Annotated in this window: 14 protein-coding genes; 11 read left to right on the top strand and 3 right to left on the bottom strand. The window is 61.2% G+C overall.

Going from position 1 to position 13,386, the window contains the following annotated elements:
• The first annotated feature begins 49 nt into the window (after positions 1-49).
• The 10 genes from FBY04_RS25200 (at position 50) to FBY04_RS25155 (ending at position 9,998) form a co-directional block, all read left to right on the top strand.
• Positions 50-910, top strand: coding sequence for an ABC transporter permease (locus tag FBY04_RS25200; protein ID WP_084317827.1), 861 nt, complete (start codon positions 50-52; stop codon positions 908-910).
• A complete protein-coding gene (locus FBY04_RS25195; RefSeq protein ID WP_145317724.1) occupies positions 907-1,713 on the top strand; it encodes an ABC transporter permease in 807 nt (268 codons plus the stop codon). Before FBY04_RS25200 ends, FBY04_RS25195 begins: the two co-directional genes overlap by 4 nt.
• Entirely contained in the window at positions 1,706-2,785 is a 1,080-nt protein-coding gene (locus FBY04_RS25190) for an ABC transporter ATP-binding protein (RefSeq protein WP_145317721.1), read from the top strand. The genes FBY04_RS25195 and FBY04_RS25190 overlap by 8 nt, the downstream gene beginning before the upstream one ends.
• A 34-nt stretch (positions 2,786-2,819) precedes the next feature.
• The gene (locus FBY04_RS25185; RefSeq protein ID WP_084317824.1) at positions 2,820-4,103 is read left to right on the top strand and encodes a glycosyltransferase; all 1,284 of its coding nucleotides are present in this window, start codon (positions 2,820-2,822) and stop codon (positions 4,101-4,103) included.
• Positions 4,096-4,464, top strand: coding sequence for a cupin domain-containing protein (locus FBY04_RS25180; protein ID WP_145317718.1), 369 nt, complete (start codon positions 4,096-4,098; stop codon positions 4,462-4,464). The genes FBY04_RS25185 and FBY04_RS25180 overlap by 8 nt, the downstream gene beginning before the upstream one ends.
• A gap of 160 nt (positions 4,465-4,624) precedes the next feature.
• Positions 4,625-4,969 (top strand): cupin domain-containing protein, encoded by a 345-nt coding sequence (locus FBY04_RS25175; protein WP_145317715.1) that lies wholly within the window; start codon positions 4,625-4,627, stop codon positions 4,967-4,969.
• Between the two features lie 5 nt (positions 4,970-4,974).
• Positions 4,975-6,048, top strand: a complete 1,074-nt coding sequence (locus FBY04_RS25170; RefSeq protein WP_145317712.1) for an aminoglycoside phosphotransferase family protein — start codon at positions 4,975-4,977, stop codon at positions 6,046-6,048.
• Entirely contained in the window at positions 6,029-7,537 is a 1,509-nt protein-coding gene (locus tag FBY04_RS25165) for an aldehyde dehydrogenase (RefSeq protein ID WP_084317821.1), read from the top strand. Before FBY04_RS25170 ends, FBY04_RS25165 begins: the two co-directional genes overlap by 20 nt.
• An 18-nt stretch (positions 7,538-7,555) precedes the next feature.
• A complete protein-coding gene (locus FBY04_RS25160) occupies positions 7,556-8,521 on the top strand; it encodes an NTP transferase domain-containing protein (RefSeq protein ID WP_256667160.1) in 966 nt (321 codons plus the stop codon).
• Entirely contained in the window at positions 8,514-9,998 is a 1,485-nt protein-coding gene (locus FBY04_RS25155) for an aldehyde dehydrogenase family protein (RefSeq protein WP_145317709.1), read from the top strand. Before FBY04_RS25160 ends, FBY04_RS25155 begins: the two co-directional genes overlap by 8 nt.
• A 416-nt stretch (positions 9,999-10,414) precedes the next feature.
• On the opposite strand, the gene FBY04_RS25150 is transcribed toward FBY04_RS25155, so the two are convergent.
• Positions 10,415-10,615, bottom strand: a complete 201-nt coding sequence (locus FBY04_RS25150) for a hypothetical protein (RefSeq protein ID WP_145317707.1) — start codon at positions 10,613-10,615, stop codon at positions 10,415-10,417.
• 235 nt (positions 10,616-10,850) lie between these two features.
• On the opposite strand from FBY04_RS25150, the gene FBY04_RS25145 reads away from it, so the two are divergent.
• On the top strand, positions 10,851-11,045 hold the full coding sequence (locus tag FBY04_RS25145) for a hypothetical protein (RefSeq protein ID WP_084317817.1): 195 nt from the start codon (positions 10,851-10,853) through the stop codon (positions 11,043-11,045).
• 45 nt (positions 11,046-11,090) lie between these two features.
• Here the strand turns inward: FBY04_RS25145 and FBY04_RS25140 are convergent, their stop codons facing one another.
• Positions 11,091-12,128 carry an AraC family transcriptional regulator gene (locus tag FBY04_RS25140; RefSeq protein WP_145317704.1) on the bottom strand — a complete coding sequence of 346 codons (1,038 nt, stop codon included), beginning with the start codon at positions 12,126-12,128 and terminating at the stop codon, positions 11,091-11,093.
• A 9-nt stretch (positions 12,129-12,137) separates the two neighbouring features.
• Positions 12,138-13,052, bottom strand: a complete 915-nt coding sequence (locus FBY04_RS25135; protein ID WP_084323421.1) for a GGDEF domain-containing protein — start codon at positions 13,050-13,052, stop codon at positions 12,138-12,140.
• Positions 13,053-13,386: the final 334 nt, after the last annotated feature.

The raw sequence follows: 13,386 nt of genomic DNA, 5'->3' as shown, positions 1-13,386 counted from the left end.
TCGCCACGCTCGCAAGCCGCCTTCGTTCCGGGGCGGGAGGATATGGGTAATGAGTGCTTTGCATGCTGACAGGCGTCTGTCGGCCTGGCTTCTTGCGCCCGGCTTTGGCTGGCTGCTGATATTTCTGGTGGTGCCGTGCGTTCTGGTATTGGTCTACAGCTTCGTCGAGCGCGGTGCTTACGGCGGCATCGACTGGCTGTTCACCTGGGAAAACTACCAGCGCGCATTCGATCCGCTGTACCTCGGCATCCTGCTCAAATCGGCAAAAATCGCCGGGCTGGCGACGCTGTTTGCGGTGCTGATCGGCTACCCGGCGGCCTACGCGATTGCCCGTGCACCACGGCGCCACCAAGCGGTGTTCCTGTTTTTGGTGATGCTGCCGTTCTGGAGCAACTACCTGATCCGTACTTATGCCTGGATCGTCCTGCTCAATCGCGAAGGCCTGATCAACCGGATGCTGCAGATGTTCGGCTACAGCGGCGAACCGATCAGCCTGCTGTACACCGAGGCGTCGGTGGTGCTTGGGCTGGTCTACAACTACATCCCGTTTGTGATCCTGGCGATTTTCTCTTCGCTGTCACGCATCAACAACGAACTCTGGGACGCCTCGAAAGACCTCGGCGCTTCGGGCTGGATGACCTTTCGCCGGATCATCCTGCCGCTGAGCGTGCCCGGTGTCGCCGCCGGTGCCGTGTTTGTCTTCGTCCTGAGCATCGGCAACTTCATCACGGCCGACCTATTGGGCGGCAAACAAGTGCAGATGGTCGGCAACCTGATCTACTCGCAATTCCTCACGGCGCGGGACTGGCCGTTCGGTGCCGCACTGAGTTTCTTCCTGATCGCCATCATGCTGATCCTGTTGTTCGTCCAGGCTTTGGTGGCCCGTCGTGCAGAAGGGGGCCGCGCATGAGCCAGTCTCGTTCGCTGGGCGGCACCGCACTCAATACGCACCTGTGGCTGGTGTATGCCTTCCTTTATGTACCGATCCTGGTGTTGATCCTGCTGTCGTTCAACAAGTCCGGATTGCCGACGGCCTGGGGCGGCGTATCGCTGAAATGGTACGTGTCGCTGGCGCATAACTCGGCGATTTTGTCGGCGGCGCTCAACACCCTGATCGTCGCGCTGTCGGCGACCTTCATTGCCTGCGTGCTCGGGACATTCCTCGCGCTGGGCATCGAATTGCGTCGCAAGGACAACGACAAGGGGCAGGTGGTCGACACCTTGTTGATGGCGCCGATGATCATTCCCGACATCGTCCTGGCGATTGCGCTGCTGAGCTTTTTCAACCTGCTCAAGGTCGGGCTCGGCTTGCACTCGATCATCATCAGCCATGCCGTGTTCAACATCGCCTTCGTCTGCGCGGTGGTGCGCACGCGGCTCAAACACTTCGACTATTCGATTCTCGAAGCCTCGATCGACCTCGGTGCGAGCTGGTTCACCACGTTTCGCCGGGTGCTGTTGCCGGCGATTTTTCCCGGCGTGCTGGCGGGTGGTTTGCTCTCGTTCACGCTGTCGGTGGACGAATTCATCATCGCGTTTTTCAACTCCGGTTCCGGCCAGGCTTCCACGACGTTGCCGATGCAGATCTACGCCATGATCCGTTTTGGCGTCACCCCGGAAATCAATGCCCTGGCGACGCTGGTGATGCTGGTCAGCATCACCGCGCTGCTGGCTTCGCAGCGTCTCAACAAGGCTCCTCGCACCCATGAATAATTCATCTGCGGTACTGATCCTGGACAAGGTCAGCAAGTCTTATGGCAACGGTCTGGCGGTCGACGAGGTGTCGCTGAACATCCGCGAGAACGAGTTCTTTGCGCTGCTGGGGCCGTCCGGTTGCGGCAAGACTACGCTGTTGCGCATGCTCGCCGGTTTCGAAACCCCCAGCGCCGGCTGCATTTATCTGGATGGCAAAGACATCTCGCCGCTGCCGGCCAACAAGCGTCCGTTGAACCTGATGTTCCAGTCTTATGCGCTGTTTCCCAACATGACCGTGCGCAAGAACATTGCTTACGGGTTGGAAATGGAGCGCTTGCCCGAGGCAGAAATCCGTCGCCGGGTCGATGAAGTGCTGAGCACCGCACAGCTCGGTGAACTGGCCGAGCGCAAGCCGGATCAGCTCTCCGGTGGTCAGCGCCAACGTGTTGCGCTGGCGCGGGCGCTGGTCAAGCGTCCGCGGGTGTTGCTGCTCGATGAACCGTTGGGCGCACTCGACAAAAAGCTCCGGGAAAAGATGCAGCTCGAACTCAAGCGCCTGCAACTGGAGAGCGGCATCACCTTCATCATCGTCACCCACGACCAGGAAGAAGCGCTGGTGATGTCGGACCGCATGGCGGTGCTCGACGGTGGCAAGGTCTGTCAGTGCGGCAGCCCCACCGAACTTTACGAAAACCCCAACAGCCGCTTTGTCGCCAACTTCATCGGCGTCAGTAATCTGTTTGAAGGCGTGCGTTCGGGTCAGCACACAGTGCGCGTCAACGGTCAGGAGCTGGCTGTCGAGACCGACGCGCCGCTGGTGCCGGGTCAAAAGGTCGCCGTCGTCGTGCGCCCGGAACGTCTACAGGTGCTCACGGAGGAGCACGAGATGTGTGCCAATCAGGTGACCGGCAACATCGTCGAAATCGCCTATCACGGCCTCGACACCAACGTGCATGTACAGACGGCGCTCAGCGACAAGGCGTTGATCGTCCGGGTGCCATCCTCGCAATTCGAATTTGCGCATTTTGCTATCGGTATGAGCGTCCGTCTCGGCTGGCAGGCTCGCCACGCCCGTGTATTGACGCGCTGAACAATAAAAAGAGACCAGGCAGGAGTACCGCTCGATGAAACAGAAAGTGATCGCCTTCTTTCCGGAAGCCGCTTATGGCCCGGCGCTGAACTCAGTCGGCATCGCCCAGGCGTGCGAAGCCCTCGGCCACAAGGCGGTTTTCCTCACCGACCCCGGCATGAGCGGCGTGTATGCCGGCTACGGTTTTGAAGAACACATGGTCAACATGTCGGCGCCGATGCCCGCCGAGGAAATGGCCCGCTACTGGGTCGATTTCATCAACGGCCACATTCCCAACTTTCGCAAAACCCCGCTGGATCAAATCGACAACTACGTGAAGGAATGCTGGGCCGCCATCGTCGACACGGCCAAGTGGGCGCAGAAGGATTTGCCGGCGGTGCTGGACAAGGTCAAACCCGACCTGATCTGCGTCGACAACGTGATCCTGTTTCCTGCGATCAAGCAATACGGCAAGCCTTGGGTGCGGATCATTTCCTGCTCGGAAAACGAGATCGAAGACCCGGATATCCCGCCGCACCTGTCGGGGATGAGCGTTCACGACAAGGCCGGTCACGCGCAATTTCGCCAACGTTTTGAAGAAGTGGTCGGGCCGATTCATGAAGACTTCAACCAGTTCCTGCAAGCCCATGGCGAGCAACCGTATCCGCTCGGCACCTTCTTCGAAGCCTCACCGTACATGAACCTGCTGCTGTACCCGGACGCGGTCAAGTTCGAGCGCCGCCACCCGTTGCCGGCCGAGCGCTTTCACTACCTGCAAGGTTGCGTTCGCCACGATACGGCCTACGACATTCCCGAGTTTCGCGCCAATAACGACAAACCGTTGCTCTACGTCAGTTTCGGTAGCCTCGGTTCGGGCGACGTCGATCTGCTCCAGCGTCTGATCACCGCCGTTGGCAAGTTGCCTTACCGCGCATTGTTCAATGTCGGCGAGCACCTCGATGAATACCCGGACCTGCCCGACAACGTGCTGATCTCCAACTGGTTCCCGCAGCCGTCGGTGATTGCCCAGGTCGATGCGGTGATCCATCACGGCGGCAACAACAGCTTCACCGAGTGCCTGTTTTTCGGTAAGCCGGCGATCGTCATGTCCTACGTCTGGGACGGCCACGACAACGCCATGCGCGCCGAAGAAAGCGGTCACGGGTTCAAGCTCGATCGCTACGAGTGGAGCGAAGCACAGCTCGCGGAAAAGCTCGCGGCGTGCCTCAACGACGAGGCGATGCGCCAACGTCTGCAACGCACCAGCGCACAGATGCAATCACGCAAAGGTCCGGCGGACGCGGCCGCCATTCTCGACAAGGTGCTGAACAATGCCTGAGCAAAACACCACGGCGGGTATCACGCCGTACCTCGAAGCCGTCAGCAGTCGCACCGATCTGGTGGACTGGGGCGTGCAGAGCGACGCCGTCGAAGGCGTCTCGCAGTCCAGCGGCCGGTTGCTGTTCAAAGGTCCGAATAACAGTCCGGAAACCGGGCTCTGGGTCTGCACGCCTGGGCGCTGGCGACTGTCGATTCCCCGTGACGAGCTGTGTCACTTCATTGCCGGCATCGCCACTTACCGCAATGACAACGGCGAGGTGATCGAGATTCGTCCGAACACCCTGGTGCTGTTCCCGGCCGGCTGGACCGGCGAATGCCACGTCCGGGAAACCCTGCGCAACGTTTACATGCTGGCCTGAACCCGATGCCGATCAACTGAAAAACGACAATTACTGTAGGAGCCGGCTTGCTGGCGATAGCGGTGTTCGGGCGACACCTGTGTTGACTGTCACGCCGCCCGCAGCAAGCCGGCTCCTACAGGGGTAAATCCGAGACTGAATTTTTTTCTGGAGAAAATGAATGACTACCCCATTTCTGTACGACCCGCTGAGCCTCACTGACGTCAAGGATTGGGGCGTGATCCCGACCATGCTCGAGGGTGAATCCCGTGTTAGCGGCGTGGTGCTGCACAAAGGTCCCGAAGGCCAGTCCGAGTGTGGTGTGTGGATCTGCACGCCGGGCAAATGGTTCTGCCACGTCACCAGCGACGAGTTCTGCCATTTCCTCGAAGGCCGCTGCACCTACGTCCACGAATCCGGCGAAGTGATCGAGATCAAGCCCGACACCGCAGCCTTTTTTCGCAAGGACTGGAAAGGCGTGTGCACCGTCCATGAGACGGTGAAAAAGGTCTACATGATCCGGTGAATGCCATGACTGAGACACGTGCGTCAACGCCAACCCGCGAGGACCAGCGCGCAGCCTTCCTGGCGCGTGCCGGCTTCGCCGAGGCACAACTGATCGCGCTGCCGGCGGATGCCTCGACCCGGCGCTATTTCCGCTTGGACGGTGAAGGCCTGTTGCTGATGGATTCGCCCCCGCACAGCGAGCCGATCGGTCCGTTTGTCCACGTTGCCCGGCACTTGCACGGACTGGGGCTTTCCGCGCCGGCCTTGCTGCAGGTCGACGAGGCGGCGGGGCTGGCGTTGATCGAGGATTTCGGTCACGACACCTACACCCGACTACTCGCAGCCGGGCATCCGGAAGCGGCGCTGTATCGCTTGGCGATCGACGCGCTGGTGGCGTTGCACCGTGCGCCATCGACGACGGAAATACCGCCTTACGACGCCCGGCAACTGAGTGACGAGTGTGCGCTGTTTATCGATTGGTACGTGCCGTTGCTGATTGGCAAGGAGGCGGCGCTGGAGCTGCGCGAGTCCTACCTGGCGCTGTTCGCCGAGGCTTGCCGCGATGTCGCGCAACGTCGCGAAGCGCTGGTGTTGCGTGACTTCCACGTCGACAACCTGATGCTGCTCGAAGGCCGCGAAGGCGTTGCGGCCTGCGGCCTGCTGGATTTTCAGGACGCACTGATCGGTGCGGCGGCGTACGACTTGATGTCGTTGCTCGAAGACGCACGCCGTGACGTGTCCGAAGCGTTGCGCGTGGCGCTGCTGACGCACTACCTGATGCAGCGCCCGGAGCTTGATGCACCGCGTTTTCTCGAGGATTACCGGCGGCTGGCCGCTCAGCGTCACGCCAAGGTGCTGGGGATTTTTGTGCGCCTGGCGGGCCGCGATGGCAAGCACGGTTACCTGGCGCATTTGCCGCGCACCCTGGGTTTGTTTGTCCGGGCGCTGGAGGCCGAGGCCTTTGCACCGCTGCGCGCCTGGCTCAACGGGCATGTGCCGGGCTGGCGCGATGAGCTGCCGCCCGCGACTCTCGCAGCTTTGCGCGAGACCCCTTATCGATTGGTTCAAGGATTACCCCATGGCCACGTTCAACACTGACACTGCACTGCGTTTCATCAACTCTGAATACCTGCCGCTGACGAATGCCCGCGCGCGCGAAGTGCTCGACCCGGCAACGCTGCAACCTGTCGGGCAGGTCGGCCTGTGCGGCGAAGCGGACGTGCAGGCCGCCGTCGATGCCGCCACCGCCGCGCAGAAACAGTGGCGGCTGATCGACGCGAAAAGCCGCGCCGCACTTTTGCACGCGCTGGCCAACGCCATCGAACAAGACGTCGCCTGCAACCGTGAAGTAGCACGGTTGATGACCCTGGAAATGGGCAAGCCGTTTCCCGAAGCCATGGGCGAACTGGCCAACTGCGCGCCGATCTTTCGCTACTACGCGGAAATGGCCCGTGACGATGCCGGCAAGGTTGCCGGCACCACGCAGATCGGCTCGTTCCAGCATGTGCGCTATGAGCCGTATGGCGTCAGCGTGCACATCATGCCGTTCAACTTTCCGATCCTGTTGATGTGCTGGACGGTCGCTGCCTCGTTGGCCGCGGGCAATGCCTGCATCGTCAAACCGGCGGAAGCCACGACCCTGTGCACGCTCAAATTCATGGAGCATTTCACCTCGTTGCTGCCGGGGCTGGTGTCTTGTGTGCCGGGCGATGCGGTGACGGCGCAGTTGCTGGTGAAGTCGACCGGCACTCACGCGGTCGCCTTTACCGGCAGCGTGGCGGCCGGCAAAGCGGTGGCAGTGGCGTGTGCCGAACAGATGAAACCGTGCGTGATCGAGGCCGGTGGCAGCGACCCGCTGATCATCTCCAGACATGCGCCGCTGGACGTCGCGGCGGCAGGGGCGGTGACCGCCGCGTTCCACCTGAGCGGGCAGATTTGCACCTCGGCTGAGCGCTTCTACGTGGTCGATGAGATCCACGATGAGTTCGTCGCTAAGTTCGCTGAACGCACCCGCGCCTTGCGCATCGGCCATGGTCTGGAGCGTACGGAAATCGGGCCGATGGTCAGCGAAGCCGCGCGCAATAAAGTCATGCGCCTGGTCGACGACGCCCTGGCCAAAGGCGCGACGCTGGTCTGCGGTGGGCGGATTCCGCCACAGCACAGCGTGGGCTGGTTCTATGAGCCGACCATCCTCACCGGTGTGACCGCTGACATGGCGATTCTCCAGGAAGAGTGTTTCGGCCCCGTCGCGGCGATCTGCCGTGTCAGCGATTTCGACGAAGCGGTGCGGCTGGCCAATGATTCACCGTTCGGTCTGGGCGCCTCACTGTTTTCCACCGACCTTGCCGAAGCCATGGAGGCTGCCGAGCGTCTCGAAGCCGGAATGGTCTGGGTCAACAACCCACTGATCGACAACGATGCGTTGCCGTTTGGCGGCTGGAAGATGTCCGGCCTGGGACGCGAACTCGGACGTCAGGGCCTTGAAGCGTTCCGGCGCTCGAAAATGGTCATCATCGATCACCAGCCGAAAATTCAGGACTGGTGGTATCCGTATGCCGACGACGTGTTCTATCGCGATCAGGCTTGACTCATTGGGAGGGTCGCAATGAGCGACAACATTTCCTGGCCGACCCTGGCGGTGATTCTCGCTGCCGGGCAGGGCACCCGCATGCGTTCGCCGCTGCCGAAAGTCATGCACCCGGTGGGTAATCGGCCGCTGCTCGGCCATGTACTGGCGGCGGTCGAGGCGGCGGCTATCGATCAATGTGCGGTGGTGTTGGGCGCAGGCAGTCGGGTGGTTGCCGATTACTTGAAACAGGCAGCGCCGGCTGCGCGGACGTTTACCCAGCAAGCGCAGTTGGGCACGGCCCATGCGCTGCTTGCCGCCCGGCCCGCGTTGCAGGCCCATGAACAGGGTTGCGTGCTGGTGCTGTTTGGCGATTCACCCTTGATCAGCGCGCAGACCTTGTTACGACTGCGTCAGGCACTGATCGACGGTGCCGCCGTGGCGGTCGCGGGATTTCACACCGCACAGCCGGAGCCTTACGGACGATTGCTGGTGGAGGAGGGGCGCTTGCTGGCCATTCGCGAAGCCAGGGACGCCAGCCCGCAAGAGCTTGAGGTCAACTTCTGCAATGGCGGCGTCATGGGTTTGCGTGCCGACACTTGTCTGTGGCTGCTGGACCGGATCGGCAACCAGAATGCGCAAGGCGAGTTTTACCTCACCGATGCCGTGGCAGTGGCCAACAGCGCCAGCCTGCCGGTCACGGCGGTGGAAGTGGATGAAGACGACGTGCTCGGGGTCAATGATCGCGAGCAATTGCATGCGGCCGAGCAGCGTTTCCAGCAGCGTCGACGCCGTTCAGTCATGCAGTCCGGTGTCAGCCTGGTGGCGGCGGACACGGTGTTTTTCAGTGCCGATACGCAACTGGCCACGGACGTGCACATCGAGCCTTGCGTGGTGTTCGGGCCGGGGGTGAGCGTGGGCAGCGGGGTGCGGGTGGATGCGTTCAGTCGCCTGGAGAATGTTCGGCTGGAGCAGCCGGTGAATGAAGGAGTTTGTCATGCGTGACTATCAACGGCTGTATATCGGCGGCGAGTGGATCGCGCCAGTGCAGCGTGGCGTTTTCCAGACGTTTGACCCGAGCGATGAATCGGTGCTGGCACAGGTCGCTGCCGCCACGGTGGAAGACATCGACCTGGCCGTCGTCGCCGCGCGCAAGGCGTTCGACGAAGGTGACTGGCCGCGCTGGACGGGGGCGCAGCGAGCGCAGGTCCTGCGGCGAATCGCTGACGGCATTCGTGCGCGTCAGGACGAACTGGCCGCCATCGAAGTGCGCGACAACGGCAAGCCCCTGCCGGAAGCGCAGTGGGACATCGCCGACACCGCGGGTTGTTTCGATTTCTATGCCGGGCTCGCCGAAGGCGCGGACCAGCAAAGCGAGCAGTCGATCAGCGTGCCCGATGAGCGCTTCAATTCTTCGGTGATCAAGGAACCGGTCGGCGTGGTCGCCGCGATCATCCCCTGGAATTTCCCGATGCTGATGGCGTCGTGGAAAGTCGCTCCGGCGCTGGCGGCGGGCTGCACGGTGGTGCTCAAACCGTCGGAACTGACGCCGTTGACTGCTCTTGAATTGGCAACGATTGCCGATCAGGCCGGCTTGCCCGCCGGGGTGTTGAACGTGGTCAGCGGACTGGGGCGTGAGGCCGGTGCGCCGCTGGCCGAGCACCCGGACGTCGACAAGATCGCCTTCACCGGCAGCGTGCCGACCGGGCGCAAGATCATGCAAGCGGCGGCGGCCGAGATCAAAAACATCAGCCTGGAACTGGGCGGTAAATCGCCGTTCGTGATCTTCGCCGACAGTGACCTCGACGCGGCGGTGGAGTGGATTCTGTTCGGGATTTTCTGGAACCAGGGCCAGGTCTGTTCAGCCACGTCTCGAGTGTTGGTGGAGCGTGCCTTGTATCCGGCACTGTTGGAGCGTCTGATCGAAGCCACCGAGCAAATCCATATTGGCCAAGGCTTTACCGAGGGTGTGAAACTCGGGCCACTGGTCAGTCAGGGGCAATTGGACAAGGTGCTCGACGCCATTGCGACCGGTCAGCAAGAGGGCGCGCGGCTGGTGTCCGGCGGAACACGTCCGGCCCATCTGCAGAAGGGTTATTACCTGACCCCGGCGATATTCGCCGATGTGCCGGAGCACAGTACGGTGTGGCGCGAGGAGATCTTCGGCCCGGTGGTCTGCCTGCGTGCCTTCGACAGCGAAGCCGAAGCGATTCGCCTGGCCAACGATTCGCCCTTTGGTCTGGCGGCCGCGGTCATGTCCCGCGATATCCCGCGTTGTGAACGCGTGGCCCGACGCTTTCGCGCCGGGATCGTCTGGGTCAACTGCTCGCAACCGACTTTTGTCGAGGCCCCTTGGGGCGGCTACAAGCAGAGTGGTATCGGGCGTGAACTGGGCGAGTGGGGCTACAACAATTACCGCGAGACCAAGCAAATCACCCGATACAACGGCGAGGCGTGGGGCTGGTATTTAGGACCGGCCTGACCTGTCGCCGTACGCGTTTTCCCTGTAGGAGCTGGCTTTGCCAGCGATGATCGTTAACGATAACGCGTGCGCACTGGTTAAACGCGGGGCGCTTGAATCCATCGCCGGCAAGCCGGCTCCTACAGGTTTTGCGTGATCCCTACTATTACGCGACACAAAACCTGGAGCTGGCTTGCCAGCGATAGCGCCCGCACAGGCAACACAAAGCTGGAAAAACACAACGGATCGCGAATCAATGTTCTTGCACCCGCCGGCCACAAAATGAATCTCGTACCTTTCCTTCATCGGCCATATGCCTGTCCTTGGTGTTCACTTGAGAAATGTCATCATTTGCCTCAATTGAATGGACACGCTTTTGTCAATTAGCGAAGGAGAGCGCGAGTCAGTGACGCGGGCAAGTGCCGGAGACCCTGACCTCAGAGCACGTAACCCGCTGCCGGAGGATTGTCCTGTACGCCTGCGATGAAATGCAGTGGCATGTGTGAGGGTTCATCAGCGCAGGTGACTGCAAATCCACCGACCACTTGAGGCTGTCGCTCACACACTTCGGTCGACTCTCCCGCCAGTTTTTTCGCCATTTTCGCGTGGTTCGCTGCGATTTCATTGAGAGTTGACACGGTTACATCTCCGGTGACGGACCCAGCGTATCGCTGGCGTCCATAAGTATTGATTGATTGGCCGTCACGTCAGAATTCCGTCGTTCCGGGGCGGCTACGGCCAGCGTTTGCAAAGCTTGAGCCAGAGGTTGTTACAATTTCTTGACGGACGTTTCCAGGCGACGAATGGTGGTCGGTTGCTGGTTATGAATCGGGCGTAAACTGGCAGGGCTACTTCATCAAAAGGAGCCGCACCATGATTGCCGACCGAACGACCGCACAGACGTCTGCGGACAAAGCTGTCTGGGATCAATATTTCTGCGCTGCGCTGATTGCGGAAAGCCATCTGACGGCGCCCGTTGTAGGAGGGGCCACTCATGAGGACAGGCAGAATCTGTTGATTGAAAGAGCCAAGGCGCTCGCTGACAAAATGATGGATACCCGCCAATAAATGAAAAAGCCCGGCCTTTTGAGGTTGGGCTTTTTCATGCCTGTCTTAACCTGAAGTGAACAGCTGTCGGATCAGGTTCGGTGTACTGCCGGTCCAGCGCTTGAACGAGCGCCGGAAGTTCGCCGCATCGTTAAAGCTCAAATACTCTGCGACTTCCTCGTTACTGAACCCTTTGATCTGATACAGGTACAGCGCTACATGCTTGCGCACCCGATCCACCTGTTGCTGAAAACCGGTGTCGTGCTTTTGCAGTTTGCGTTTGAGGGTGGCGGGGCTCATGGCGAAGGCCTGAGCGGCTTGTTCAAGGCTCGGGGCCTTTCGTATATGGGTTTGCAGGTAGCGATAGAGGCAGTCGACGAAGCTTGAGGCAAAGCCCAGTTGTTCGATTTGCCCCTGGGCTTCCTGACGGGCGACCTGGCCGGCGGTGGCCGACGCGGCGGGCCAGGCGAGCGTGAGGTATTCCCGTGGGATGCGCATCAGGTCCAGTGGGCGGTTGAACTGGGTGTGCTCACCCAGATGCACCCAGTATTGCTCGACATAACGTGGTTCTGCATGGCTGAAGCTGCATTCCCACGGCAGGCGTTGGCCGCTCTGTGAGCGGCTCATGGCGACGATGGAGGTCATGCTCGCTTCCAGCAGAAAACGCCATTGTTCGCCCGCGCCGCAACTGTCCAGCCAATAGAACCAGGCGTGCTTTTCATCCAGCACTAACCGCGGCGTTGCGAGCGGGCTGAGCAGCGCCTGTTGCTGCACCAGCGTGTCGAGGGCCTGATGCAGATTTTGCGCGTGGCGCAAGGCATGGCTGGCCGGGCCGTAATGCCCCGGCAGCAAGCGCTGGCCGAACAGAAAGCTGCTGTCGTCGGCGTCCAGCAGCCGGCGGCTGTTGTTGATCAGCCCGAAAAACTGCTGCGGGCTGAGGCGGGTCTGGCCGGCGAGGATGTCTTCATGGAACAGGCCGGTGCCGCGCAGCAGGCGATGACTATCGATGTCCCGGGACAATGCCAGATCAATCAGGGTCGCCGGCTGGTAATGCCCGGGAATGAAACGGCTGTCGGTTTCGTACCACGTGGTTTTCAGGGTCATGACTGCGCCTCAGGCCGTTTTTGCCAACGGTTGCCTGGCCCGTGCCAGCGCAAGATTGAGGCGTTTGAGCAGGGCATCCGGGGCCTCGTTGACCGCCATGACCACTGCGGTACTGGCCGACAGGTGCACGCGCTCGCCGTGTTGCCGGGTTTTGTGTGCCAGGCCTTGAACCGCCTGTTGCAGCTCCAGCGCCAGCAGGCGTGCCTGGCTTTCGCCGGTGTTGGGCAGCAGCACCACGAAGCGGTCGCCGGCCAGTCGGCAGAGCAAGTCCTGGCGCCGCAGGTTGAGCAACAACAAATGACTGAGCGCCTGCAGCACCGCGTCGCCTTCGGCATGGCCGAACGTCTGGTTGATGGCCGCGAAGTTGTCGACGTCCAGCGCCAGCAACGACAGCGGCTGCTGTTGCCGCTGACTCTCATCAAGGCTTTCGGTCAGCTGCCGCTTGAGGTAGTCGGCGCCGCCCAGTGGCGTGAGTTTGTCGAACAGCCGGTGCTCGCGGAACAGCTTTTCACGCTTCTCCATTTGCGCACTGATCGCCAGTTGCTCGCGGTGCCAGTGATAGATACCGAGGGTCAGCAGAATCATGCCCACCGGCATCGGCCCGGACTCCAGCCAGTGGTCCCAGGTGATGCTGTCGGGCAGGCGGATGAACTCGTCGAGGCTGTCGATCCACCAGGAGAAAAAGATGCCGCTCAAGCCAAGCGCCAGGTAATTGGTGACGCGACCGGCCGGACGACTCTTGAGTACCAGCCCTAACCAGACCAATGCCAACAGCGCCGAGCCGCCTTCGCCGACGATGTCCAGCCAGACCCATTCGCTGATGCTTTTCAACTCGCCGCACGCCAGGTGCAACAGCAACCCTGCGTTCGCCGCCAACAGCAGCAGGGCGAGTTTCCAGCGATGGGGTTTGAGGACTGAGAACATGGCCGTGATCCTTTGGCGAAGAGGTGATGCGCGTCAGCACAGCAGATGTTTGTGACAGTGGGGTGACTGGGGTGGGAGGTCGAATCAGCTCATGGCGCGGCTTTTTTTTCTGCCCGGCGATAACCTGTGGCGAGGGGGTTTACCCCCGTTCGGTCGCGTAGCGACCGCCGTCAGGTGCACGGCGTGTTTGATGGGGAGCGCTTCGCACTCCAAAGGGGGTAAACCCCCTCGCCACAGGATTGGCGCCCGGCTCAGGTCATTTGAGCTCATTAACCGGCCTGAAACCTGGAAAACCCCCGGTTTACGCCGCTTTCCGCCCACCCCTGTCACAGAA

This window comes from Pseudomonas sp. SJZ080 (assembly GCF_007828295.1).
GTDB classification, from domain to species: domain Bacteria; phylum Pseudomonadota; class Gammaproteobacteria; order Pseudomonadales; family Pseudomonadaceae; genus Aquipseudomonas; species Aquipseudomonas migulae_A.
This window is presented reverse-complemented; position numbering and strand designations above follow the sequence as displayed.